Genomic DNA, 24,663 nt, shown 5'->3' on the forward strand with positions numbered 1-24,663 from the left:
TTCGCAAAACACACTGGCACCACCTCGAGTGGTGCGCCGATGCCTAGTCTAGGCCGAATCCTGTCAGACGCAACGGTGGGTCACGCTTGCTGAATGACACGTCGGTACTGAATGGCTTCGGCAATGTGCGTGGGCGAAACGCGCTCGGCTTCAGCCAGATCGGCCATGGTTCGAGCCAGTTTGAGCACGCGATGAAAGGCCCGACCTGACCACCCCAGACGCGTGCAGGCCTGCTGCAAGAAAGTCAGGGCAGCCGAGTCGGCGCCGACATGTTGCTCCAACGCTGAAGGGCTCAAATCAGCGTTCAGGCAACCCTGGCGTTCACGCTGACGCTGCCGAGCCCGCGCCACGCGCTCGGCGATGACCGCGGAAGGCTCCCCATCCGGGCTGCGGGCCAGCACCTCAGGAGGCACCACAGGCACTTCGACCTGCACGTCGATGCGATCCAGCAGGGGGCCGCTGAGCCGTGACTGGTAGCGCGAGACCTGATCAGGCGTGCATCGGCAAGCCTTCATGGGGTTGCCATGGTGACCACAAGGGCACGGATTCATCGCGGCCAGCATTTGAAAGCGCGCGGGGTAATCATGCCGACGCGCCGCCCGTGAAATGGTGATCTGGCCGGTCTCGAGGGGCTCTCTCAGCGCTTCGAGAGCGGCGCGCGGAAATTCCGGCAGTTCATCCAGAAACAACACGCCGTGGTGCGCGAGAGAAATTTCGCCGGGACGCGGTGGCGAGCCGCCGCCCACCAGGGCCACAGACGATGCACTGTGATGAGGCGAGCGGATGACACGCCGACGCCAATGGGCGGGCTCAAACCGCCCGACCAGACTGGAGACCGCGGCCGACTCGAGGGCTTCGGCATCCGTCATGTCTGGCAGCAAGGTGACAAAACGTTGGGCCAACATGGATTTGCCCGTCCCAGGCGGCCCCACCATGACAAGACTGTGCCCGCCAGCCGCAGCCACCTCCAGGGCTCGCTTGGCCGCGGTCTGACCTTTCACGTCCCGTAGATCCCAACCCGCATGATGGCCTGCTTGACCGACAGTCGGGGCAGCATGCACTCGCACCCACCCGGCATCTCCTGTCTGTTGATGATCCGGCCGCAGCGCTGCCACCACCTCGCTGAGATGGGTGGCACCCCACAGGATCACACCTTCGACCAAGGCGGCTTCGCGCGCACTCTCCATGGGCAACACCAGGCTGCGGGCGGCCCCGTGGGCGGCCTGATCTGTTCCCTGGCGGTGCACAGCCAAGGCCATCGGCAAGGCCCCACGGATGGGCCTCAACTCACCTCCGAGAGACAGCTCGCCCGCGAACTCCTTGTCGCATAGCTTGGCGGGGTCGATCTGCCCCATGGCCGCGAGAATGCCCAGCGCAATGGGCAGGTCAAATCGGCCCGACTCCTTGGGAAGATCAGCCGGGGCCATATTCACGGTGATGCGCTTGTTGTAGGGAAACTCCAGACCGCTGTGGGTCAGTGCCGCGCGCACGCGCTCTTTGGCCTCCTTCACTTCGGTATCGGCCAGGCCAACGAGGGTAAATGACGGCAGGCCATTGGCCAGATGCACCTCGATGGTGACTTCCGGGGCTTTGAGGCCATCAAGGGCACGACTGTGAACAACCGCGAGAGACATGGACTGCACGAGAAAGCCAGAAAACAGGGCATTGTGCAGATGGCGCCCGGAGTCCGCGCCCCCCTGAAGGGCGAGCCGCCTGCCACACCAGCCGAAAAACGCACCACGAATGTGCGCATCACCCCCCATTTCCACGAACTCATCTGGAAACGAACCAATCAGGTGCAATGCCACCTTCACACCGCCAGATCGGTGCAACGGCGACGCCTGACGTGAGGCGCAAGCCCGAGCAAATGGGTTGGCACGGTTCATGCAGATAGGCAGACGTCCCTGAATTTGTCTGCCAACCTCACCGGAGAATGAACCATGAAAATGGTGACCGCCATCGTCAAGCCCTTCAAGCTTGATGAAGTCCGCGAGGCCCTGTCTGCCATTGGCGTACAAGGCATCACGGTAACCGAAGTCAAAGGCTTCGGACGTCAGAAAGGCCATACCGAGCTGTACCGAGGCGCGGAGTATGTGGTCGATTTCCTGCCCAAAGTGAAGATCGAAGCGGCCGTGGATGAAGCCATCCTGGATCGCGTGATCGAAGCCATCGAGTCGTCGGCACGCACCGGCAAGATCGGCGACGGCAAGATCTTCGTGACCTCGCTGGAGCAGGTCATCCGCATCCGTACAGGGGAAACCGGCCAGGACGCTTTGTGATCCGCGGGCTGTACTGAATCCACCTTCCTTTCGTGGCCCACACCCCTCAGGGTGTGTGAGCTGAGCCTACTTTTTGCATTCCAAGAGGCCTTTCATGAGAAAACTCCTTGCGTCCATCGCACTGGGGCTCGCAGCCTTCGGTCTACTGGGCGTTTCCTACGCCGAGGAAGCCGCCGTTGCTGCTCCTGTTGCCGCGTCTGCCGTTGCCGCTGACGCCTCTGCCGCAGCACCTGCTGCTCCCGCTTCGGAAGCCGCGCCTGCAGAAGACGCTGCCTCGGCTGCGGCTGCCCCAGCCCCACAGCCAAACAAGGGCGACACCGCCTGGATGATGCTGTCGACCTTGCTGGTCATCCTGATGACCGTGCCCGGCCTGGCGCTGTTCTACGGCGGTCTGGTCCGCAGCAAGAACATGCTGTCCGTGCTGATGCAAGTGATGGTGACCTTCTCGCTGATCGTGGTGCTGTGGTTCGTGTACGGCTACAGCCTGGCGTTCACCGAAGGCAATGCCTTCATCGGTGGCTTGGACCGCCTGTTCATGAAGGGCATCTGGGATAACGCCGCTGGCACGTTCGCACTGGGCGCCACCTTCAGCAAGGGTGTGCCGATGTATGAAATCGTGTTCGCCGCCTTCCAAGCCACGTTCGCCGGCATCACCTGCTGTCTGATCGTGGGCGCCTTTGCTGAACGCATCAAGTTCTCGGCTGTGCTGCTGTTCATGGTGCTGTGGTTCACCTTCAGCTACGCGCCGATCGCTCACATGGTCTGGTACTGGATGGGTCCTGACGCTTACACCAGCAAGGAAGTGGTCGATGCCATGAACGGCAAGGCCGGTCTGATCTGGCAATGGGGCGCGCTGGACTTCGCCGGCGGCACCGTGGTGCACATCAACGCCGCTGTGGCTGGCCTGGTGGGTTCCTACATGGTGGGCAAGCGCATCGGCTACGGCAAGGAAGCCTTCACGCCTCACTCCCTGACTTTGACCATGGTCGGCGCCTCGCTGCTGTGGGTGGGTTGGTTCGGTTTCAACGCTGGCTCTGCCCTGGAAGCCAACGGTTTTGCAGCTCTGGCCTTCATCAACACCTTCATCGCCACGGCTGCGGCTGTGCTGGGCTGGTGCCTGGGTGAAGCGCTGCTCAAGGGCAAGGCTTCGATGCTGGGTGCGGCCTCGGGTGCCGTCGCTGGTCTGGTTGCCATCACCCCTGCTGCCGGTAACGTCGGCCTGGGTGGCGCCGTGATCATCGGTCTGCTGGCTGGTCTGATCTGCCTGTGGGGTGTGACTGGTCTGAAGAAGCTGCTGGGCGCAGACGACTCGCTGGACGTGTTCGGTGTGCACGGCGTCGGCGGCATCTTCGGTGCCCTGGTGACCGGTGTGTTCAACTCGCCCAACCTGGGTGGCCCCTCGGCTGTGGGCGACTGGGTGACCGCTTCGATGATCCCTGCCGCTGACTACTCGATCGTGGCCCAGGTCATCACACAGGCGAAGGCTGTCGGTCTGACCATCGTGTGGTCGGCAGTGGTCTCCCTGGTGGCCTACAAGATCGTTGACCTGGTCGTCGGTCTGCGTGTGCCAGAAGAGGAAGAGCGCGAAGGTCTGGACATTACTTCGCACGGCGAAACCGCCTATCACAAGTAATCTGATCGGGTATTCCGCCTAGACAAGAGGCCGCCTTCGGGCGGCCTTTTTCATGGGCGCGACACAGCAGGCGCCGAAGTTCCTAGAATGGGGGTCCAAAAAGACATCTCTCCCCACATTCATGGTTCCTCACCTGATCACCGCGTTGACCGGCCCCATCAATGAACTCGAACAGCGCATGCTGGAGTCCATGCCAGCCATCGAGCGCTGGTTCCGGCTGGAGTGGATGGAACACACCCCCCCGTTCTACACCTCGGTTGATCTGCGCAATGCGGGCTTCAAGCTGGCCCCGGTTGACACCAACCTGTACCCCGGCGGCTTCAACAACCTCACGCCCGAGATGCTGCCCCTGGCGGTTCAGGCCGCGATGGCCGCGATTGAAAAGATCTGCCCCGAGGCCAAGAACCTGCTGCTGATTCCAGAAAAGCACACCCGCAACACGTTTTACCTGTCGAACGTGGCTCGTCTGGTCCAGATCTTCAGCCTGGCCGGCTTGAATGTGCGCCTGGGCACCCTGGATGAAACCATCACAGAGCCCACCGAGCTGCAACTGGCCGACGGCAGCACCCTGACGGTGGAGCCTCTGGTGCGGACCAAGCGCCGCCTGGGTCTGAAGCATTTTGACCCCTGCACCATTTTGCTGAACAACGACCTGTCGGCGGGCATTCCGGACGTGTTGAAGGACTTGCACGAGCAATACCTGCTGCCGCCTTTGCACGCGGGCTGGGCCGTACGGCGCAAGAGTCAGCACTTTGCGGCCTACGAAGAGGTGGCCAAAAAGTTCTCCAAACTGCTGGGCATGGACCCCTGGTTGATCAATCCGATGTACGCCGTGTGCGATGAGGTGAATTTCCAGGAAGGCACCGGCATTGAATGCCTGCAAAGCCAGGTGGATGCGCTGCTCAACAAGATTCGCCGCAAATACAAGGAATACGGCATCAACGAAAAGCCGTTCGTCATCGTCAAGGCCGACAACGGTACCTACGGCATGGGCATCATGACCGTGCGTGATGCGAAAGACGTGGCCGAACTGAACCGCCGCACTCGCAACAAGATGTCGGTGGTCAAGGATGGCCAGGAAGTCAGCCGCGTCATCATCCAGGAAGGCGTGCCCACCTACGAGCAAATCAACGAAGCGGTGGCTGAACCAGTGGTGTACATGATCGATCGCTATGTGGTGGGCGGCTTCTACCGAGTGCATGCCGACCGCGGCATCGACGAAAACCTCAATGCCCCTGGCGCCAGTTTCGTGCCGCTCGCCTTCGCGGAACCCATGCAAATGCCCAAGCCGGGCACACGCCCAGGGGTCAGCGCCCCGAACCGGTTCTACATGTACGGGGTGCTGGGCCGTCTGGCGATGTTGGCCGCCAGCTATGAACTGGAAGCGACAGATCCGAACGCCGAAACCTACTGACTGACACGCGGGGGCAGAACAAGGGCAAAATAGCCCTTTCGCAGACTCGTCGAATCAGTCCGTGCATAGTTCCAATGCTTCTTTAAGCGGTCGCCAGCTGGCGGCCTTGACCCTGGGTGCCATCGGCATCGTCTACGGCGATATCGGTACGAGCCCGCTCTACGCGCTCAAGGAAGTCTTTGCGCACGGACACCTGCCCCTGACACCGACGAACATCTACGGGATCCTGTCCCTGATGTTCTGGACGCTCACGATCATCGTCACGCTCAAGTACGTGACGCTGATTCTGCGGGCCGACAACAACGGCGAAGGCGGCTTGATTGCCATGCTGGCCCTGGCGTCGACGGCGGTGAAGGACTACCCGAACTTGCGGGCCAAGCTGCTGGCCGTCGGCATTTTCGGCACGGCCATCTTCTTTGGCGATGGGGTGATCACCCCAGCCATTTCCGTCCTCTCCGCCGTGGAAGGGATGGAAGTGGCTGCGCCCGGGCTTGAGAAGTTCGTGGTGCCCATGACGCTGATCGTGCTGACATGCCTGTTTGCTGTGCAAAAGCATGGCACAGGCGGGATTGGCAAGTTTTTTGGCCCGATCACGCTGATCTGGTTCGGTGTGCTGGCCTTGCTGGGTGTGATTCACATCATCGAGAACCCGGCCGTGCTCATGGCCATGAGCCCCCATTACGCTCTGGACCTGATCATTCAGCACCCCAAGCTGGCCTACATCGCGCTGGGCGCCGTGATTCTGTGCGCCACCGGGGCTGAGGCCCTTTATGCCGACATGGGGCATTTCGGTAAACGCCCCATTCGCCTGGCCTGGTTCGGTCTGGTCATGCCGGCTCTGGTGTTGAACTACTTCGGCCAGGGTGCCATGCTGCTGCAACACCCAGAGAACGTCGAAAACCCGTTTTACGAAATGGCCCCGCAATGGGCTCTGTACCCCTTGGTGGGTCTGGCCACCTGCGCCACGGTGATTGCTTCGCAGGCTTTGATTTCAGCTGCGTTTTCCGTCACCAAGCAAGTGATTCAACTGGGTTATCTGCCCCGTCTGCGCATCCTGCACACCTCCGAGAACGAAACCGGCCAGATTTATATCCCGTTTGTGAACTGGGCGCTGTACGGCTGCATCGTGATGGCTGTGATCTTCTTCGGTTCGTCGAGCAAACTGGCTGCGGCCTACGGCATCACGGTGACCATTGACATGCTGATCACGACGGTCATGACCTTCTTCGTGATCCGCTTCGCCTGGAAGATGTCTTTGCCGCTGTGCATTCTGGCCACCTCAGCCTTCCTGATCATTGACATCATGTTCTTCAGTGCCAACGTGATCAAGGTGATCGATGGCGGCTGGTTCCCGCTGCTCATCGGCATCATCATGTTTGCCTTGATGATGACCTGGAAAGCGGGCCGCGCCCAGCTCAGCGAACGCCTGCGCTCCGACGCAATTGACCTGCATCCCTTCCTGGATGCGGTGTTCTCGAGCCCGCCTACGCGTGTTTCGGGCACCGCCGTGTTCCTGAACGCCGACGCCGGCACCACGCCCAACGCCTTGCTGCACAACCTCAAGCACAACAAAGTCCTGCACAAGCAAAACCTGTTCGTGACCGTGAAGTCGCATGAGGTGCCCTGGATCAAGCCAGAAAACCGCATTGAGCTGGAAGACCTGGGCCAGAACTGCTGGCAGGTCATGCTGCACCTGGGCTTCAAGGACGACCCCGATGTGCCAGAGGCACTGAAGCTGCTCAAAGCCCATGGCGTAGAACTTGACGACATGGAAACCAGCTATTTCCTGTCGCGCGACATCGTCATTCCCACCATTGGCAGTGGCATGGCGCCTTGGCGCGAAAAGCTGTTTGCCGGCATGCATCGCAATGCGGCGGGCGCGGCCGACTTTCTGAGTTTGCCAACCAACCGAGTGGTTGAGTTGGGCTCCAAGGTGGAGATCTGAGCCAGCCTGCCCTCCCCGGCCCCCAGGTCCTCAGGGACACCTCCCTGTCGGCCGTTTCGGCTGGCTTTGTGGCCATGCTGGTCGGCTTCACCAGCACCATTGCCCTGATCTTCCATGCAGCCCGCTCCCTGGGCGCATCGCCTGACCAGATCACCTCCTGGGTGCTGGCCTTGGGCTTGGGCATGGGCCTGACGTCGATCGGGCTGTCCGTCTGGACGCGCATCCCGGTGCTGATCACCTGGTCAACACCCGGTGCCGCCGTGATCGCCAGCGCCGCCACTGGGGTCTCGCTGGCCGAGGCCACAGGGGCCTTCTTGCTGTGCGGTGTCCTCATGTGGCTGTGTGGCGTCACGGGCTGGTTCGAGCGCATCATGAACCGCATTCCGGTCGCACTGGCCTCAGCACTGCTGGCGGGCATTCTGGCCAAGTTTGCCCTGATGGCCTTTGCAGCGGCCACCCCGCAACCGGCACTGGTCATTGGCATGCTGGTGACCTACCTGGTGGGCAAGCGCTGGTGGCCGCGCTATGCAGTACTGGGTGTGCTGGCCATGGGCACAGGGCTGGCCTGGTGGCTGGGGCAACTCAATGCCCAGGCCTTGCGCTGGGAACTGGCCCGGCCCGTGTGGGTAACGCCGGCCTGGTCCTGGCACGCCATGATCGGCATGGGGCTGCCACTGTTCATTGTGACCATGGCGTCTCAAGCCGTGCCGGGGGTGTCGGCCATTCGGGTATCAGGCTACCGCCCCCCGGTTTCATCCATGATGACCTGGTCGGGCGTGAGCACCGTCTTGCTGGCCCCGTTTGGTGGCTACACCTTCAACCTGGCCGCCATCACTGCCGCCATTGTGTTGAACCCCCACGCCCATGCAGACAGCACCAAGCGCTACAGCGCTGCAGTCATGGCAGGCCTGTTCTACATCGTGATGGGGCTGTTGGGTGGTGCTGTGGCCGGCATCTTGACCGCCTTCCCCCCCGCCCTGGTCATGGGGGTAGCTGGGTTGGCTTTGCTCGGCACCATCGGCAGTGGTCTGGCAGCCGCCCTGCGGGATGACCGCTACCGTGAAGCCGCCCTCATCACGTTCCTGGTCACCCTCTCAGGCGTGACCCTGCTGGGCGTGGCCTCGGCGTTCTGGGGCCTGGTCGCCGGCACGCTGACGCTGTTCGTGGAAAACTTCAGGGCTCAACCTGTTGATGAAACCGACTCACCATGAAGATTCTGTTCGTTGCTGACCCACTCCATACCTTCAAGACCTACAAGGACAGCACCTTCGCCATGATGCGTGAGGCGGCAGCCCGAGGGCACGAGTTGTGGGCTTGCGAACCACACGACATCGTCTGGCAGCGAGGCAGCCAGGTTCAGGCCCGCGCCCGCCGCATCACCCTGACCGGCGCGACTGAAGATTGGTTCGACGAGCAGGAAGTGGCCACCTTGGCCCTGGCCGGCTTCGACGCCGTACTGATGCGCAAGGACCCGCCCTTCGATGCCGAGTATCTCTACACCACCCACTTGCTGACCCAGGCCGAACGCGAAGGCGCGCGCGTTTTCAACAAGCCACAAGCCCTGCGCGAACACCCGGAAAAGCTGGCGATTCTCGAATTCCCGCTCTACATCGCCCCCACCCTGGTCACCCGCGACATGGACGCGGTGCGCGCCTTTCATGCCGAGCACCGCGACGTCATCCTCAAGCCCCTTGATGGCATGGGTGGCATGGGCATTTTCCGGGTCAAAGACGATGGGCTGAACCTGGGTGCCATCACCGAAAGCCTCACGCGCAATGGCACGCAAACCATCATGGTTCAGCGCTTTTTGCCCGCCATCAGCCAGGGAGACAAGCGCGTGCTGTTGATCGACGGCGAGCCCGTACCCTACGCCCTGGCGCGCATTCCCCAGGGGGGCGAGGTGCGCGGCAATCTGGCGGCCGGGGGCAAGGGCGTGGCCCAACCCTTGAGCGAATCCGACTGGGCCATTGCGCGCCACCTGGGCCCCATCCTGGCGTCACGCGGCCTGTTGCTGGTCGGTTTGGACATCATTGGCGAGCACCTCACCGAGATCAACGTCACCAGCCCCACCTGTTTCCAGGAGATCACCGACCAGATGGGTTGGAACGTAGCGGGCCGCTTCATGGATGCCCTGGAAGCCAAGGTCGCGACTTGATCGACAATGGCGGACCTTATCTGACCCGAACCCCTGTACCTGACCATGGCCATTCTGACCCTCAACGACGCCTGCCTGGCCTTTGGCCACGTGGCCCTGCTGGACCACGCCGCGTTTTCTCTTGAAACGGGCGAGCGTGTTGGTTTGATCGGCCGCAATGGCACGGGCAAATCCTCGCTGCTGAAAATCCTGGCCGGGCTGGAGAAGGCCGATGATGGCCAGCTGCAACTGCAAAGTGGCATGCAAGCGGCCTATGTGCCCCAGGAGCCTTCCTTTGCAGAAGGCGCGACCGTGTTCAGCACCGTCAGCGAAGGCCTGGCCGAAGTGAAAGACCTGCGCGCCCGCTTCGAAGCCCATGCCGAGGGTGAAGACCTGGATGCCCTGATGACCCAGATCGAGGCCCGCAACGGCTGGAACTGGGAACAGCGTGTGGACGAAACCCTTCAACGCCTGCACCTGGAGGCCGATCTGCCCATCGCAGGCCTGTCGGGTGGCACCAAAAAGCGCGTGGCCCTGGCCCGCGCCCTGGTGGCCAGCCCCGATGTGCTGCTGCTCGACGAGCCCACCAACCACCTCGACCTCGACGCCATCACCTGGCTGGAGGAATTGCTGGTGGCATTCAAGGGCAGCATCATCCTTATCAGCCATGACCGAGCCTTCCTCGACAACGTCTGCACCCGCATCGTGGAGCTCGACCGCGGAACCCTGCGCTCCTACCCAGGCAACTTTGCTGCCTATCAAACCCTGAAGGCGCAGCAACTGGCCGATGAGGCCCTGGCCAACGCCCGCTTCGACAAGCTGCTGGCCCAGGAAGAAGTCTGGATTCGCAAGGGCGTGGAGGCCCGCCGTACGCGATCGGTGGCCCGTGTGAAGCGCTTGCACGAGTTGCGCCAGGAGCGTTCCGAGCGCCGCGACGTGGTAGGCCGTGCCCGCATGGAAGTCTCGCAAGGCGACCGTGGCGGCAAAATCGTGGCCGAACTGGACAATGTCTCCAAGAGCTTCAATGGCCGCACCGTGGTCAAAGACTTCAGCGGCACCATCATGCGTGGCGACAAGGTGGGCCTCATTGGCCCCAACGGCGCCGGCAAGACCACCCTGCTGAAGATGATTCTGGGCGAGTTGCCCCCCGACAGTGGCACCGTCAAGCAAGGCGCCAATCTGAACGTGGCCTACTTCGATCAGATGCGCGACCACCTCAATCTGGACGCCACCTTGGCTGACTTCATCAGCCCCGGCAGCGAGTGGATCGAAATCAATGGTTCACGCAAGCACGTGATGGGCTATCTGCAAGATTTCCTGTTCTCGCCCGCCCGCGCCAACTCGCCGGTTCGCACCCTCAGCGGCGGCGAGCGCAACCGTCTGCTGCTGGCCCGCCTGTTTGCCAAGCCCTCGAACGTGCTGGTGCTCGACGAACCCACCAACGACCTCGACATCGAAACCCTGGACCTGCTGGAGGAACTGTTGGCGGATTACCCCGGCACAGTTTTCCTGGTCAGCCACGATCGGCGCTTCCTCGACAACGTGGTCACCAGCACCCTGGTGGCAGAAGGCAATGGTTTCTGGCGCGAGTACGAAGGCGGCGTGGAAGACTGGCTGGTTCAGTCACGCCGCGCCAAAGCCATGGCTGCGGGCAAGCCGGGCGCTGCCACCATTGCCACCGCCACCAAGCAAGGCAAAGAGGCCGATACCCGCACCCCGGTTGCCGTAGCCGCTGATCAGTCCGAGCCCGTGGCCGCCCCTGCCCCCGTGGTGGCCCAACCCAAGCGCAAGCTCAGCTACAAGGAGCAGCGCGAACTCGACGAGCTGCCTGAGCGCATTGAAGCGCTGGAAACCGAGCAAGCCGAGCTGAACAAGCAGTTGGCTGACCCCGACATCTACCGCAAGGAAGGGTCGAATGTGGCCGTCATGCACGCACGGGTCGAGGCCATTGACGAAGAACTGATGACCCTGCTGGAGCGCTGGGAAATCCTCAGCCAACGTTGAGCACCGCCTCGACGACTGGCCGGGTTTGATACCCACCGGCCAGCAGTTGATTGCAGGTCTGCTCAGGGTCTTCGCTGGACATGATCTCGGGCAGCAAACCGGCCAGACGGCGCGTATCCACGCGCAGCACCTTTTGCTTGATCGAGGCGATTTGCGTGGGGTGCATGGAGAAGCTACGCAGGCCCATGGCGAGCAGCAGCTCGGTAAAAGCCGGGTCGCCCGCCATTTCCCCGCACACGCTCACCCCTTTGCCGGCAGCACGCGCCTGGGAGATGGTGCTCAAGATCAGTTGCAGCACGGCTGGGTGCCATGGGTCGTACAAATGAGCCACCGTCTCGTCGGTACGGTCGATGGCCAGGGTGTACTGGATCAGGTCATTGGTCCCGATCGACACGAAGTCGAAATGGCGCAAGAACACGGGCAAGGTCAACGCTGCAGCGGGCACCTCGATCATGGCCCCCAGCTGGACTTCGCCAAATAGCCGCCCCGACTCGGTTAACTGCCGCTTGGCAATCGCGATGTTTTCCAGCGTCTGGTGGATCTCTCTCTGGCTGGCCAGCATGGGAATCATCACCTTCACCGGACCATGGTGCGCTGCCCGAAACAAGGCACGCAATTGCCGGCGGAACATGCTGGGTTCAGACAAGCTCCAGCGAATCGCACGCAAGCCCAAAGCCGGGTTCAAGATCGACTCATGCCGCAACTCGCTGGGCGTCATGCCGTCCAGGGGCTTATCGGCCCCGATGTCAACCGTTCGAATCGTGACCGGCAGCCCCTTCATGGCCTCGACCGCGCGCCGGTAAGCGTCGTACTGTTCTTCTTCGTCGGGCAGGTTGCCGCCCCGATTCATGAACAGGAACTCGCTCCGGAACAGTCCCACCCCCACCGAGCCAGCCTCCAGTGCAGCCGGTCCGTCTTCCGGCATTTCGATGTTGGCCAGCAACTCGATGCGTTCGCCGTCCAAGGTCACCGCCGGCGTGTGGCGCAAACGGGCCAGGCGGCTGCGCTCCAACTCGCTCTGGCGCTGGCGGAACCGGTATTCCTCCAGCACGATGGGCGACGGGTCCACAATGACCAGGCCCGCGTCGCCATCGATGATGATGCAATCGTCTTGCCGGATCAGGCTGCTGGCCTGCCGCGCACCCACCACTGCCGGGATGTCCATGCTGCGGGCCACGATCGCGGTGTGCGAGGTCTTGCCGCCCACATCGGTCACGAAGCCTTTGAACACGCTACGCTTGAAGCTCAGCATGTCGGCCGGAGCGATGTCGCTGGCCACCAGCACCAGGGGTTCGTCGCCGCCAAAATCGCGCGGCTCGGCATCGGGCATGGGGGATGGCACCCCCTTGCTCAAGCTACGCAGCAAACGCTCCACGACCTGTTCCAGGTCGGCCTTGCGCTCGCGCAGGTAGGCGTCTTCCATTTCGTCAAACTGACGCGCCAGCACTTCCAACTGAGCTGAAACGGCCCACTCGGCGTTGTAGTGGCGTTCGCGAATCCAGGTGGCCGAAGCCCCGATCAGGGCATCGTCTTGCAACAGCATCTGGTGCACGTCAAGCAAGGCGCCCAACTCGGGCGGCGCATCGGCAGGCAAATCGCGCTTGAGCACATCGAATTCAGCTGCCACGGTGTCACGGGCGGCGTACACGCGCGCCACTTCGTCATCGATCCGGGAAGGGTCGATGAAAACGTGAGGCACATCGACCCGGCTGGATGCCACCAGCACGGCCCGACCAATCGCCACCCCACGCGATACCGGCAAACCGAAAATTTGGATGCTCATATTTCAGATCCTATCAGCGCCGTTTGCCCCGTGAGTGCCCGTCATGCAACTGTCATGCGAAATTCACGTCGGCGTCACCCCTGAACGCAACACTGCAAGCCCATGAACAACATGGAATTCCCTCAGGAGTTGACGATGAAGGACTTGCCCCTGCCGACCCTGCCCATCGCAGATCTGTCTGCCCTTCGCTCGGCCGAATCGCGCGCCGCCCGGAGGTCACTTCATCCCAGCTCGCACGCCGATGCTGAGCCCCAGCAGCGCCAGGCCCTGGAAGTCGTTTGGGCTCGCACTGAGGAAGATGTTCTGGCAGCCCAGCGCCTGAGATACCAGGTTTTCGCCGAGGAAATGGGCGCCCGACTGAGCGTCCCGGCCTCGGCACCGGCCGGTCACGACGTTGATTTGTTCGATCCCTACTGCGAACACCTGCTGGTACGCCTGCAGGGCCACGATGGCGAGCCCGGCGAGGTCATTGGCACCTACCGCGTGCTGACCCCGGCCAACGCCAAACGCGTCGGCGGCCTGTACAGCGAGACCGAATTCGACCTGACGCGCCTGCGCCACCTGCGCGGCAAGATGGTGGAGTTGGGCCGCTCGTGCGTGCATCCGGACCACCGCCACGGCGGCGCCATCCTCGCCCTGTGGGGCGCCTTGGCTGAGTTCATGGTTCGCAATGACCTCGACACCATGATCGGCTGCGCCAGCATCAGCATGCGCGACGGCGGACATGTGGCAGCCAGCCTGTGGGAGCAGCTCAGCAAAACCCACCTGGCCCCGATCGAACTGCAAGTACGCCCACGCCTGCCTCTGCCCGTGGACGAACTCGACCGCCACCTGCAAGTCGACCCACCCGCCTTGATCAAGGGCTACCTGCGCTGCGGCGCCAAGGTCCTGGGCGCTCCGGCCTGGGACCCCGACTTCAACACGGCCGACTTGCCCATGCTGATGCGCATTCAGGATCTGCCGGCTCGCTACCGACGCCATTTCCTGGGCGCCTGAAAAGCGCGGCGAAGCGCCAAATGGGCCGCGCAGGGCCTAGACTGCGCGGCATGACTGCTTCGCCTCGCAAATCTTCCCAGCCCTCGCCCGTTGCCCAATCACTGCCACTGTGGCAGCTGCTGACGGGCTGCGCCCAAGCTGTTTCCGCGGTGCTGCAGGGCCAGTCGCTCAACGACGCCCTGGCCGCCCGCCCCGTAGCCGAACGCCCCGGAGTGCAAGCCCTGTCGTTCGCCGTGCTGCGTCGCCTAGGCACCGCCCAAGCCCTGCGCACCATCCTGGTCCCCAAAAAGCCTGCCCCCTGGGTAGACGGCCTGCTGCTGTCGGCCCTGGCCCTGGCCTGCGGCACCGAGTATTCCGAGCACACCCTGGTCGATCAGACGGTGGAAGCCGCCAAGCGCAAAGTCCGCCCGGCATCAGGCCTGGTCAACGCCGTCATGCGCCGGTTCCTGCGAGAGCGGCAGGCCCTGATGGCCGAAATCGAATCTGACCCGGTAGCCCATTTCAATCACCCACAGTGGTGGATCAGCCGGCTCAAACACGACTGGCCTGAGCAGTGGCAGGCGCTGTTGCAAGCCAACCAGGAAGCTGCCCCCATGGCCTTGCGGGTCAATGCCCGCCGCTCCACCCCGCAGGCCTATATGACCCGGCTGGAAGATGCGGGCCTCCCCGCCTGGCTGGACCCGACCACCGGCGGCATCGTGTTGAAACACGCCGCCCCGGTCTCACGCCTGCCCGGCTTCGACGAGGGCGATGTGTCGGTGCAAGACCTGTCGGCCCAACGCGCCGCCCCCTTGCTGCTGCAAGCTTGTCAGTTCCCCCCAGCAAGCCCCGGCACACCGCGCCCGCGGGTTCTGGACGCCTGCGCCGCCCCAGGCGGCAAAACAGCGCACCTGCTGGAACTGGCTGACCTGGACGTCACCGCACTGGACACCGACCCCACCCGTCTGGCCCGGGTGCACGACACCCTGGACCGCTTGGGCCTGCAGGCGCATGCCATTGCGGCCGACGCCAGTCGTCCCGATGCCTGGTGGGATGGCCAGCTCTACGATGCCATCTTGCTCGACGCCCCTTGCAGCGCCTCGGGCATTGTGCGTCGCCACCCGGACGTACGCTGGCTGCGCCGCGAAAGCGACATTGCCGCCCTGGCACGCACGCAAGATGCCATCCTCGACGCCTTGTGGCCCCTACTCAAACCCGGCGGCCACCTGCTGTATTGCACCTGTTCCTTGTTCAAGGAAGAGGGCCAACAACGGGTCGACGCGTTTTTGCAACGCTGCCCGCAAGCCAAGGCGCTGTCCGCCCCCGGCCACCTGCTGCCTGTGGTCGAATATGACGAGCCAGCCGGATCCGATTCCGGCGACGGGTTCTTTTACGCCCTCTTCACCAAGATCTGACAAGGTGACGAATGCCCCGGATGCGCCGCCGAGAGCTGCTCCAGCGCAGCGCCTCAGCCTTGCTCGCCCTCACGGCGATGACAGCAGGGTCGGCTGCGCGTGCCTGGCCCAACTCGCGCACGCCCGTTGACCTCAAGCAACTTCAGGTCACCCGCACCGACGACGGCGTCACCCTGAGCTACGACGTTCGTTTCGACCTACCCAAGGAAGTGGAAGACGCCTTGCTGAAAGGCGTCTCGCTGGTATTTCTGGCCGAAGCCGAAACCTACCGCAGCCGCTGGTACTGGACCGACAAACTGCGCAGCACGGCCCGACGCCGCTGGCGGTTGACCTACCAGCCTCTCACCCGACAGTGGCGCCTGAGTTTCGATGGCCTCAGCCGCCACTACAGCCGTCTGGTTGATGCCTTGAACGCCATGCGCCGCGGCAGCAACTGGCGCATTGCCGACACCCTCCCCACCGGCGACGACCAGGACTATTACGTCGACTTCAAATTCAAACTGGACACCGACGAGCTTCCCCGCCCGCTGCAACTCAGCCTCGGAATTCAAAGCGAGTGGGATCTGGCCATTGAGCGACGCATCGCCGTGCCGCCGCCCCGCTGACCCCGAATGAGCACCATCAAAGCCAATCGCTGGGCCTGGATCGTTTCCGCCGTGGCCATCACCGGCGCCGCCCTGGTCCTGGCCTTTCTGCTGGCCTTTGCCACCGAAAACGGTGAGCGCTTCGAGCCTCAGTTCGCCTGGCTGTTCTGGACCAACGTGGCCGTCGCCGGGCTCCTGTTGGCCGTCATCCTGTTTGCACTGGTGCGCCTGGCCATGCGCCTGCGCGCCCGCAAGTTCGGCAGCCGCTTGCTGCTGAAACTGGCCGGCATCTTCGGGCTAGTCGGCGTGGTGCCTGGCCTGCTGATCTACACCGTTTCCTACCAGTTCGTGTCACGCAGCATTGAAACCTGGTTCGACGTGCGAGTCGAGGGCGCACTCGAAGCCGGACTCAATCTGGGGCGCAGCACCTTGGATACCCTCACGCACGAACTGGGCACCAAGACACGCGTGGCGGCCGAGCGCCTGAGTGCCGGCAGCGATGCCACCGATCTCAACGGCTCGCCCCCCAAATTGCTCGACCTGGAGCGCATTCGCGAGCAACTGGGCGCCCACTCGGTCTCCCTGGTATCTGAAACCGGGCAAATCGAGATGACCGTGGGGGGCGACCGCTCGCGTAACCTGCTGACGGATCGACTGCCGCAGTCATGGCGCCAGGACGCCCGCAGCAAAGGCATCTTCTCGATGGTCGAAGGGCTTGACGACAAGTCTGACGGCGCCACACCCGACCCAGCAGCCATCGCCACGCCACGCCTGCTCTCGCTGGCCTGGATGCCCGACCGCAGCTTCAGCTTGCAAGCTCGGGGGCACTATTTGCTCACCACCCAGATCCTACCCAGCGAGTTGGTCAAAAACGCGCTGGATGTGCAGGCCGCCTACCGAGAATACCAACAGCGCGCACTGGGCCGCGGCGGCCTCAAGCGCATGTACATCGGCACCCTCACCCTCACCCTCATTCTGGCCGTGTTCGGGGCCGTTCTGCTGGCCGCCATACTGGGCCAACAGCTGGCGCGCCCCTTGTTGCTGCTAGCCGAGGGCGTGGGCGAAGTGGCTCGCGGCGACTTGCGCCCCAAAGCGATCTTCGCCACCAAGGACGAACTCGGTGGCCTGACCCGGTCTTTTGCGGCCATGACCCAGCAGTTGGCCGACGCCCGTGCCATGGTCAACCGCAGCGTGTCAGACCTCGACAGCGCCCGCGCCCACCTGCAAACCATCCTCGACAACCTCACCGCCGGCGTCATCGTGTTCGATGCCCAAGGCTTGATCGACATCGTCAACCCAGGCGCCACCCGCATCCTGCGATTGCCCCTTTCTGCCTACCGCGGCCGCACCCTGGCCGATGTCCCCGGCTTGCAGGACTTCGCCCAGGCCCTGAGCCAACGCTTTGAGCTGTACGCGAGCGACCCGACCCCTGGCGAGCGCCAGCAATGGCAAGAGGCATATGAACTCAAGCTGCCGCAATACCCTGAACCACTGACTCTGCTGGTTCGCGGCGCCGAATTGCCCCCCAACGAACGCCTGATCGTGTTCGACGACATCACCGAGGTGGTATCGGCCCAGCGCGCCGAGGCCTGGAGTGAAGTGGCCCGTCGCGTGGCCCACGAAATCAAGAACCCGCTCACCCCCATACAGCTATCGGCTGAGCGCCTGCAACTCAAACTCGAAAGCAAGCTCGACCCGCCTGGCCAGCAACTGTTGAACCGTTCGGTCGACACCATCGTCACCCAGGTGCAGGCACTCAAGACACTGATCAATGAGTTCCGCGACTATGCCCGCTTGCCCACAGCCAAGCTGGTGCCACTCGATTTGAACCACCTCATCAGCGATGTCCTGGCTCTGTATGGGCACGCCATCGAAAGCGGCGTGCTGCGTACCGAACTCAGTCCGGGGCTGCCCTGGATCGTGGGCGATGCGACCTTGCTGCGCCAAGTCGTCCACAATTTGGTCCAGAACGCGCTCGATGCGGTGAGCGAACACCCCCCTGTTTCGGTGCCCGCGCAGGTCCTGATCAAAACAGACACCCCCTTGAACGACGACGGCAGCGTGCGCGCGGTTCGCCTGCTGGTGAGAGACAATGGACCTGGCTTTCCGGACAAAATACTGAAGCGCGCCTTCGAGCCCTATATCACCACCAAGGCCAAAGGCACGGGCCTTGGGCTGGCCGTTGTCAAAAAAATTGCCGATGAACATGGCGCTTTGATCCGCCTTCGCAACCTCAATCGCCCCTCAGATGCCGATTTCCTAGGGAATCTCTCTGGGGCCGAGGGTTCAAGAGGGGCTCAAGTTTCGTTATCATTTTCAAAGCTGTCATTCCAACAGCCTCAAGCTGCGTCACACTAGCGATGCAGACCCTCACTTGGGGTTACCTTATTCATGGCCACCATTCTTGTTGTTGACGACGAACTGGGCATTCGCGCCCTGCTGTCAGAAATTCTGAGCGACGAAGGACACACTGTCGAAGTCGCTGAAAACGCTGCCAAGGCCCGCGCCTTGCGCGAGCAATGCAAACCCGATCTCGTCCTGCTGGACATCTGGATGCCCGATGTGGACGGCGTCACCTTGCTCAAGGAATGGTCAGCCAACGGCCAACTCACGATGCCCGTCATCATGATGTCGGGCCACGGCACCATCGACACCGCTGTAGAAGCCACCAAGTTCGGCGCCCAGTCGTTCCTGGAAAAGCCCATCACGATGCAAAAGCTGTTGCGTGCGGTTGAGCAAGGCCTGGCCAAGCCCGCTCCGCGTGCGGCACAAGCCAGCACCGGCCATGTGCACATGGCCACGGTCACCCCCATCACCGCGGCGCAGTCGTACAACAACCTCAGCGCATCCAACATGGTGGCCTCACGCCCCGAAGTGCAAAGCGCTCCGCATGGCGCCATCACTTATGGTGCCGTGACCAGCCCGGTGTCGGCCCACAACCACCACCAGCAAGGCCCCTCGCACGAACAAAGCTTCGAGCTCGATCGCCCGCTGCGTGAAGCCCGCGATGATTTTGAACGCGCCTACTTCGAGTTCCACTTGGCTCGCGAAGGCGGCAGCATGACCCGTGTGGCAGAGAAGACCGGCTTGGAGCGCACCCACCTGTATCGAAAACTCAAACAATTGGGTGTCGATTTGGGTCGAAGCAAAAAAGCAGCTCTAAATTGATGTATACTGGCGTTCTTCGCTGATCGCGACAACGAAATCGCAGTCAAGCAAAGCGGCCTGGTAGCTCAGTTGGTAGAGCAGCGGATTGAAAATCCGCGTGTCGGTGGTTCGATTCCGCCCCAGGCCACCAAAATTCAGCGCCCAACTGTTCTCAGTTGGGCGTTTTCATTTGTGCTTCCCGCATGACACGCGGGGTTCCCGCACATTCTGCGTGTGCGACCGAGGTCCTATGGCCTGGCAGGAACATCCCCGGTTGCCCTCCGTTCCGCCCTCTCTTCTCTCGAAATCGGCGCTAACTTCTTCGCCGTGGCACACGCAGACGGCGTTGTTCGTCAATCATTTATGCGTGCGCCGACGGAAATGGTTGGCTCGCGGGTTTGCACGAGCAAAGCAGAACGGCAAACCCGCGAGGCCAGCCTCCACGTCAACCCTTGGGCGGGAACGGATCGTCACCGTAGCTGTTGCGCTCACGGATCTGGCCGTTCCGCCCTTGGATGAGCATCTCGCTCTGCTGGTTGATGGCGATGTCCCGCGCACGGTCAATCGCCTGTTGCTGCGTGTTATGGATGGAGGTGAGACGGTCGTTGCCTTCTCCCCGCACACCCCATTGATCGCCGCCGTTGATGGGTACGACCCATTGGTTCTTTCCGCTCATTTCAATCTCTCCAAAAAATGAAAAAGTCAGGCTCTTGAAGTCAGCGCGAGCCAGGCGCTTCGGTGCTGAATTCATGTCATGACGTTCGCCCCCTTTCCAGTTGCCGAACACGGCATCGCATACAGTCCAGCGCGTTGCTGTGTGACGACGAGTGCCCCGTAGGCTGCCAGTCGAGCCTCGTGCTCCGGCTTGCCCTTGTCCTTCGACTTGATCTTGAACAGGTCAATCGGCTTGTCGCTCTTCTGGCCAGCGCGCTGCATGATCCTTTCGCCGTCCACCTCGGCCCCCTTGAACGACCAGAGCGCTTCGAACACCTTCGCTTGACCGTCAGTAAAGCGGATCGGCGCTGCCTGCACGTCCGGCAGCGTCGCCCACTTGAAGTCCGCCGAGAATGGCCCGTTCACAGGTGCGGCCGGATCGGCCACTGCTGGCGCTACAGACGGTACCGAAGGGATGAAGGCGATCCCGCCGCCATAGAACGTGAATCGCTCTTCCAGCGCCAGCCATTCCACACCGGAGCCGAAGGGCGATCCACGGGTCGTGCGCGGCCTGGGGGTGATTACCCGGATGTTGCTTCCCGCCACCCGAACACGATCCAGCAAGGACGGCTCATGCAGCACTCTCGTCAGCTCTCGGGCCAGCACGACCGGCGAGCTGCGGGCATTACCGAGCCGCCAAGCACCGTCGCCCAAGTCATCGATGTCGTCGCGGCTCTCGATGTCGAGCGCGAGGCGCATTTTCTGCCGCAGCCAGTCTTCGTCCAGGGCCAACGCCGCACCGTCGATTGCCTCGACAGGAACCTGGCCACACTCCGGGCACCGACAGATCCGACCACCCCTTCCATCGCTCCAGACCTGCGCCCGATGCTGCTGGCAGTGGGGGCAGAGCACAAAAGACTGATCCACCACTGTTGGCCTGACGGCTTTGCTGAGCACAGACAAAGCAGATACGTCGTGTGGCGAGAGCGTGACCCGCAGCACCGGCGTGCCGCCTGCGAACAGGCGGCAAACCAAGGCCCAGGCATCGTGCGTCGCCATTGGTCAGTCCTCGAAAGCGGATGAGGAACTGACTGGGTCGGTCTCCGGCGGCAACTCCTGGGCGCTGAGGGTCTGGCCCTTCTGCAAGATGCCCACCGCAACCAAGTAGCCTTCCAGCTGCGCCTGCATCTTCGCGTCGAACTTGTGCAGGTTCAGCCGCCCTTTGCTGGTCACTTCGATGGTGACCACCTTGGGGCGAGTCCTGCCCGGCTCGGGTGGGTAGTAGAGATTGACCTGCGCCGCCGTCACCGCCCACTGCCCCTCCAGCGGGCCCGGCAGCTTCTCCTTCAGCAAATCGTGCACCGAGCGTTGCTGGCTGGATTGCATCGCCGTGCATTCGATCTTCAGCGCCGTGTCAGGGCTGAGCAGGGTGAGTGCCTTCAACTGAACCATCGAGAAGCCGTCCTCGAACGCATCCGGCACATCGAACCCGGTGCGCAGCATCGACAGATCCAGAGTCGGCGACTTGATCTTGTGAGCGCTTGCTTTCACGCCCAGCACATGCTCCGCGAAGGCCTCGACCAGCATTTGCTGATACTTTGCGCCGCCGCGCACCAGCGTGCGCACTACACCGGTGGACTTGGCGTACTCCAGCACCATGTGGATGTTGGGGTTGCCGACCCGGCGTTTCAGGGTCGCTCCCTCGAACTCCAGGCGCAGCATCGCCATGTCCTTGACATGGACTGACAACAGGAACACGCCCGGGCTGCGCTCGACCAAGTGCGCCACGCTGCCGTCTCCGCATTGGAGTTCGCGCTTGTAGAAGGCCGAGATGGCGTGGCGCAACGCGGTCAGATTGGCATCCGAACCGTTCGGTTGGCGTTTCAGGCCAAGATCGTATTGCTGTGTCTGTTGCCCATGCTGTTCCCAAAAGCTGAAGTCATAGGCACGCTCGAACAGTGCCGGGTGGTGGACGTAGAGCCAGAAGGAACGATGGATGTCGCTTGCACACAGCGTCAAACCCGCCAAAGCGGCACCGTCGGTCACGGCCGCCTCAAACATCGCCTGCTTACCAGCCGCATCGCCCAACTGAACGCTGGCCATGAGGTTGGCCGTCATCCGGTCGCGGGCAGCAATGTCGGGCCAGACTTTGACCGCTTCGACCAGAAACTGGCTGGTCTCCGGTGTGTCATCCCAGGCAAAGCCATCGGGCACAGGCAGGCTATGGGTGGTCAGGAAGTCGCGCAGCGTGGCGTCCACCGGCAGCTCGAGCATCACGTCGACAAAGGTCTTCTTCATCTTGATCGTCCTTTCTGGATCGGCGTCGAAGGTCTGCGACCGATGTACGGACTGCACTGGCCAGCGACTAGGTTACTGAACACGCACCCCGCACAAGTAAAGCAGCGAGATACAAGCGCGATTCTGAACCTCAGATTTCCGCTTGTCAATCAAAGCGGCACATCTAGACCTTATTTGTATCTCGCGGCTATACTAGCGGTCTTGTTTTTGTTAACTGACTGTTTTCCCCTACAGGAGCATCGCTATGGCTTCAGCGTTCGGAGCACGCCTGCGACGCTTACGCGAGGCGAAGAAATTGACCTTGCAACAGGTCGCCGACGAAGTCGGCTGTACCAAGGCGTATATATGGGAACTGGAAATGAAGGACGGCCAGCGTCCCTCCGCTGAACGGGTCCAGGCCTTGGCCAGGGTGCTGGGCGTGACGATGGAGGACATCATGGGCGAGCCCATTGAACAGGTTCCTCAGGCCAGTCCAGAAGATGTGGCCTTCTTCCGCGAGTACGCTGGAATGACGGACGAGGAGAAGGATCGTTACCGTCAGGCACTCAAAATCATGTTCCCCGACAAGAACTAAGGCGGTCTGACAATTGAGCTCATCCCAGCCCCTAACTGGTTCCATCGCGGCCAGCACCGTCTTGAAATGGTTGCGGGCGTGGCACGCCGACGGCATGCCGGATGCCGTGGATCTGGAAGTCGTCCGGCAAATGCTTCCAGAGACGCCTTACGGCAAAGGGGTGCGGGAGATCAAGGCCCCGATGGTGCTGGACATCAATAGCTGCGAAGGCATGTTGGTGCGCAACCCACAGGACACCGCAGAGTGGGGCATCTTCTATAACGGCAAGGCAAACCCCGAACGCCAGCGTTTCACCATCGCTCACGAACTGGGCCACTTCATTCTTCACCGCGATCAGCGGCAAAGTTTCAACTGCGACAAGGAAAGCGTGTACTCCGGCGCTGACACTATCCGTGTCATCGAACGTGAGGCGGACGACTTTGCCAGCAACCTGCTGATGCCTGGCGACTTGCTGCGCGAGTGGATCTCGAACCAGCGCATCGACTTGCATGTCCTGAGCGCCCTAGCCAAACGGTTCCAGGTGTCGTTCGAGGCGCTGTGCATTCGGTTCATCAAATTCACCACGCAGCGGGCAATCCTTGTCTATTGGGACAACGGTTTCGTGAAGTACGAATGGCGCAGCAGTAGCGCGGTCAAGACGCGCGCCCGCATTCGGCGCACTGACGATCCACAGGAACCATTACCCGGCACCCTGGCTGCTGATTCCACCGTTGAGCAGGAGTGGGATGGCACGGAGATGTCTGCCGCGATCTGGTGCCCGGAGGAGGCACCACACATGAAGTTGCGCGAGTTCAAGCACAGCTACACCACAGGAGATCGCGTCCTGACCCTTCTGCTACTGGAAAGTGCTGAACCACGGTCATGGGATCGGTCTTGGCAAGACGGCGAGAGCTTTGACAGCTTCGATCAGTTTGTCTCCAACGGCCAGATGCCGGTTCGCTGATTGGCGGCAATACAAATCATGACCCTAAACGCCATCGTCGCCGACATCAATGCGATCCTCTCGAAGCATGGCGTTTCCGATGCCATGCAACTGCGCGACATCACCGTGACAGACAAGACCGTCAGCGACATGGCGAAACCGACCCCGAGGTTGTCGGATGCGATTACAGCCCATCTATGGCCAAGCATCAGCTCGGCGACCGTCTATCACTACACGTCGCGTGAGGCGGCAGAAAACATTCTCTCGACCGGAATCTTCCGATTGACGAATATCGAGAAGCGACTCACCGATGGGGAGATCGTCACCTTCTGCCAGACGCATGGACTGCGTGGATACCTTGAGCCTGATGCAAGTGGCGAACCGACGTATCGCGCTCTGTTGCTGCCGCAGTTGTTCTATGCATCTTTCACAGAAGCAAACCTGTCGCACGAAGACGAGGAATACTTCTGGCGAAACTTCGCTGCGTCCGATGGTGTTCGGTTGACCATCGACATCACGGCCAAGAACCCCAATTTCCGGAAGATCGTCTACGAACCGAAGCCAGGGACGCCCATCCCGCTACTGACTGATCTGGTTTCGACCATTCGGCAGCAACATGGGCGTGAGTTCGTGCTTCAAGGCATCTCCAGATTGTGTGCCTTCTACCTGTGCGGTCAGACCTACAGTCGAGAGAAGGAGTATCGGGCTCTGTTCAAAGCGTGGCCGGACTTCGGCCCTCAACCGGTAGGTACGGGGCCGACTGCGTATGTCGAAGTACCGCTGAATCAGATGACCGATTTCGGGTACGAATTCCGGATCACCGAAGTGCATGCGAGTACGCGGCCGAGCATGCCAGATCACTATTGCTTCAATCAGCGCATCAGTTAGCGCGAAGACCCGCG

General features: G+C 62.1%; 20 protein-coding genes and 1 tRNA gene. 16 read left to right on the forward strand and 5 right to left on the reverse strand.

The features are described from left to right. Positions 1–80 precede the first annotated feature (80 nt). A complete protein-coding gene (locus VFW72_RS14730; RefSeq protein WP_329675133.1) occupies positions 81–1,634 on the reverse strand; it encodes a YifB family Mg chelatase-like AAA ATPase in 1,554 nt (517 codons plus the stop codon). Positions 1,635–1,940: 306 nt separating this feature from the next. Here VFW72_RS14730 and VFW72_RS14735 point away from each other — a divergent pair, with 306 nt between their 5' ends. The 7 genes from VFW72_RS14735 (at position 1,941) to VFW72_RS14765 (ending at position 11,409) form a co-directional block, all read left to right on the forward strand. Further along, positions 1,941–2,279 (forward strand): P-II family nitrogen regulator, encoded by a 339-nt coding sequence (locus tag VFW72_RS14735; RefSeq protein ID WP_035039077.1) that lies wholly within the window; start codon positions 1,941–1,943, stop codon positions 2,277–2,279. 94 nt (positions 2,280–2,373) lie between these two features. Next, a complete protein-coding gene (locus VFW72_RS14740; RefSeq protein WP_329675066.1) occupies positions 2,374–3,912 on the forward strand; it encodes an ammonium transporter in 1,539 nt (512 codons plus the stop codon). 121 nt (positions 3,913–4,033) lie between these two features. Further along, complete coding sequence (gene gshA / locus VFW72_RS14745) at positions 4,034–5,326, forward strand: glutamate--cysteine ligase (RefSeq protein ID WP_329675067.1); 1,293 nt, start codon at positions 4,034–4,036, stop codon at positions 5,324–5,326. A 61-nt stretch (positions 5,327–5,387) separates the two neighbouring features. Continuing rightward, positions 5,388–7,271 carry a potassium transporter Kup gene (locus VFW72_RS14750; RefSeq protein ID WP_329675068.1) on the forward strand — a complete coding sequence of 628 codons (1,884 nt, stop codon included), beginning with the start codon at positions 5,388–5,390 and terminating at the stop codon, positions 7,269–7,271. Then, positions 7,268–8,482, forward strand: a complete 1,215-nt coding sequence (locus VFW72_RS14755; protein ID WP_329675134.1) for a benzoate/H(+) symporter BenE family transporter — start codon at positions 7,268–7,270, stop codon at positions 8,480–8,482. The genes VFW72_RS14750 and VFW72_RS14755 overlap by 4 nt, the downstream gene beginning before the upstream one ends. Then, positions 8,479–9,426: a glutathione synthase gene (gene gshB / locus VFW72_RS14760; protein WP_329675069.1), complete on the forward strand. Its 948-nt coding sequence runs from the start codon at positions 8,479–8,481 to the stop codon at positions 9,424–9,426. Before VFW72_RS14755 ends, gshB begins: the two co-directional genes overlap by 4 nt. A 45-nt stretch (positions 9,427–9,471) precedes the next feature. Next, positions 9,472–11,409, forward strand: coding sequence for an ATP-binding cassette domain-containing protein (locus VFW72_RS14765; protein ID WP_329675070.1), 1,938 nt, complete (start codon positions 9,472–9,474; stop codon positions 11,407–11,409). On the opposite strand, the gene ptsP is transcribed toward VFW72_RS14765, so the two are convergent. Beyond that, entirely contained in the window at positions 11,396–13,192 is a 1,797-nt protein-coding gene (ptsP, locus tag VFW72_RS14770) for a phosphoenolpyruvate--protein phosphotransferase (RefSeq protein ID WP_329675071.1), read from the reverse strand. The two genes, VFW72_RS14765 and ptsP, sit on opposite strands and share 14 nt — an antisense overlap. A gap of 135 nt (positions 13,193–13,327) precedes the next feature. Between ptsP and VFW72_RS14775 the strand changes: the two genes are divergently transcribed. The 6 genes from VFW72_RS14775 to VFW72_RS14800 all read left to right on the forward strand — a co-directional run bounded on the left by VFW72_RS14775 (position 13,328) and on the right by VFW72_RS14800 (position 19,464). After that, positions 13,328–14,188, forward strand: a complete 861-nt coding sequence (locus tag VFW72_RS14775; RefSeq protein WP_329675135.1) for a GNAT family N-acetyltransferase — start codon at positions 13,328–13,330, stop codon at positions 14,186–14,188. Positions 14,189–14,238: 50 nt separating this feature from the next. After that, positions 14,239–15,582 (forward strand): 16S rRNA (cytosine(967)-C(5))-methyltransferase RsmB, encoded by a 1,344-nt coding sequence (gene rsmB / locus VFW72_RS14780; protein ID WP_329675072.1) that lies wholly within the window; start codon positions 14,239–14,241, stop codon positions 15,580–15,582. Between the two features lie 11 nt (positions 15,583–15,593). Beyond that, on the forward strand, positions 15,594–16,187 hold the full coding sequence (locus tag VFW72_RS14785) for a DUF4390 domain-containing protein (RefSeq protein WP_329675073.1): 594 nt from the start codon (positions 15,594–15,596) through the stop codon (positions 16,185–16,187). Positions 16,188–16,193: 6 nt separating this feature from the next. Further along, positions 16,194–18,524, forward strand: a complete 2,331-nt coding sequence (locus VFW72_RS14790; protein ID WP_329675074.1) for a sensor histidine kinase — start codon at positions 16,194–16,196, stop codon at positions 18,522–18,524. Positions 18,525–18,557: 33 nt separating this feature from the next. Continuing rightward, entirely contained in the window at positions 18,558–19,334 is a 777-nt protein-coding gene (locus VFW72_RS14795; RefSeq protein WP_329675075.1) for a response regulator, read from the forward strand. 54 nt (positions 19,335–19,388) lie between these two features. Continuing rightward, positions 19,389–19,464 (forward strand) — tRNA-Phe (locus VFW72_RS14800). Between the two features lie 294 nt (positions 19,465–19,758). On the opposite strand, the gene VFW72_RS14805 is transcribed toward VFW72_RS14800, so the two are convergent. The 3 genes from VFW72_RS14805 to VFW72_RS14815 all read right to left on the reverse strand — a co-directional run bounded on the left by VFW72_RS14805 (position 19,759) and on the right by VFW72_RS14815 (position 22,265). After that, positions 19,759–19,989 carry a DUF2188 domain-containing protein gene (locus VFW72_RS14805; RefSeq protein WP_153163706.1) on the reverse strand — a complete coding sequence of 77 codons (231 nt, stop codon included), beginning with the start codon at positions 19,987–19,989 and terminating at the stop codon, positions 19,759–19,761. Between the two features lie 71 nt (positions 19,990–20,060). Then, a complete protein-coding gene (locus VFW72_RS14810; RefSeq protein WP_329675077.1) occupies positions 20,061–21,026 on the reverse strand; it encodes a hypothetical protein in 966 nt (321 codons plus the stop codon). A 3-nt stretch (positions 21,027–21,029) separates the two neighbouring features. After that, positions 21,030–22,265, reverse strand: a complete 1,236-nt coding sequence (locus tag VFW72_RS14815) for a hypothetical protein (RefSeq protein ID WP_184038886.1) — start codon at positions 22,263–22,265, stop codon at positions 21,030–21,032. A gap of 244 nt (positions 22,266–22,509) precedes the next feature. Between VFW72_RS14815 and VFW72_RS14820 the strand changes: the two genes are divergently transcribed. From VFW72_RS14820 to VFW72_RS14830, 3 genes are all read left to right on the forward strand, one after another. Further along, a complete protein-coding gene (locus tag VFW72_RS14820; protein ID WP_020200576.1) occupies positions 22,510–22,839 on the forward strand; it encodes a helix-turn-helix domain-containing protein in 330 nt (109 codons plus the stop codon). 61 nt (positions 22,840–22,900) lie between these two features. Next, positions 22,901–23,782 carry an ImmA/IrrE family metallo-endopeptidase gene (locus VFW72_RS14825; RefSeq protein ID WP_329675078.1) on the forward strand — a complete coding sequence of 294 codons (882 nt, stop codon included), beginning with the start codon at positions 22,901–22,903 and terminating at the stop codon, positions 23,780–23,782. 18 nt (positions 23,783–23,800) lie between these two features. Further along, positions 23,801–24,649: a hypothetical protein gene (locus VFW72_RS14830; protein WP_329675079.1), complete on the forward strand. Its 849-nt coding sequence runs from the start codon at positions 23,801–23,803 to the stop codon at positions 24,647–24,649. The last annotated feature ends 14 nt before the right edge of the window (positions 24,650–24,663 follow it).

Source organism: Aquabacterium sp., assembly GCF_036273115.1.
Lineage (GTDB): Bacteria > Pseudomonadota > Gammaproteobacteria > Burkholderiales > Burkholderiaceae_C > Aquabacterium.

Excerpts from the sequence above, each read along its gene's own strand:
- VFW72_RS14765 (WP_329675070.1), top strand. The coding sequence starts at position 9,472 with ATGGCCATTCTGACCCTCAACGACGCCTGCCTGGCCTTTGGCCACGTG.
- VFW72_RS14805 (WP_153163706.1), bottom strand. The coding sequence starts at position 19,989 with ATGAGCGGAAAGAACCAATGGGTCGTACCCATCAACGGCGGCGATCAA.
- VFW72_RS14735 (WP_035039077.1), top strand. The coding sequence starts at position 1,941 with ATGAAAATGGTGACCGCCATCGTCAAGCCCTTCAAGCTTGATGAAGTC.
- VFW72_RS14740 (WP_329675066.1), top strand. The coding sequence starts at position 2,374 with ATGAGAAAACTCCTTGCGTCCATCGCACTGGGGCTCGCAGCCTTCGGT.
- VFW72_RS14795 (WP_329675075.1), top strand. The coding sequence starts at position 18,558 with ATGGCCACCATTCTTGTTGTTGACGACGAACTGGGCATTCGCGCCCTG.
- VFW72_RS14815 (WP_184038886.1), bottom strand. The coding sequence starts at position 22,265 with ATGAAGAAGACCTTTGTCGACGTGATGCTCGAGCTGCCGGTGGACGCC.
- VFW72_RS14775 (WP_329675135.1), top strand. The coding sequence starts at position 13,328 with ATGAAGGACTTGCCCCTGCCGACCCTGCCCATCGCAGATCTGTCTGCC.
- VFW72_RS14830 (WP_329675079.1), top strand. The coding sequence starts at position 23,801 with ATGACCCTAAACGCCATCGTCGCCGACATCAATGCGATCCTCTCGAAG.
- gshA (WP_329675067.1), top strand. The coding sequence starts at position 4,034 with ATGGTTCCTCACCTGATCACCGCGTTGACCGGCCCCATCAATGAACTC.
- VFW72_RS14820 (WP_020200576.1), top strand. The coding sequence starts at position 22,510 with ATGGCTTCAGCGTTCGGAGCACGCCTGCGACGCTTACGCGAGGCGAAG.
- VFW72_RS14810 (WP_329675077.1), bottom strand. The coding sequence starts at position 21,026 with ATGGCGACGCACGATGCCTGGGCCTTGGTTTGCCGCCTGTTCGCAGGC.
- rsmB (WP_329675072.1), top strand. The coding sequence starts at position 14,239 with ATGACTGCTTCGCCTCGCAAATCTTCCCAGCCCTCGCCCGTTGCCCAA.
- VFW72_RS14785 (WP_329675073.1), top strand. The coding sequence starts at position 15,594 with ATGCCCCGGATGCGCCGCCGAGAGCTGCTCCAGCGCAGCGCCTCAGCC.
- VFW72_RS14790 (WP_329675074.1), top strand. The coding sequence starts at position 16,194 with ATGAGCACCATCAAAGCCAATCGCTGGGCCTGGATCGTTTCCGCCGTG.
- gshB (WP_329675069.1), top strand. The coding sequence starts at position 8,479 with ATGAAGATTCTGTTCGTTGCTGACCCACTCCATACCTTCAAGACCTAC.
- VFW72_RS14730 (WP_329675133.1), bottom strand. The coding sequence starts at position 1,634 with ATGTCTCTCGCGGTTGTTCACAGTCGTGCCCTTGATGGCCTCAAAGCC.
- ptsP (WP_329675071.1), bottom strand. The coding sequence starts at position 13,192 with ATGAGCATCCAAATTTTCGGTTTGCCGGTATCGCGTGGGGTGGCGATT.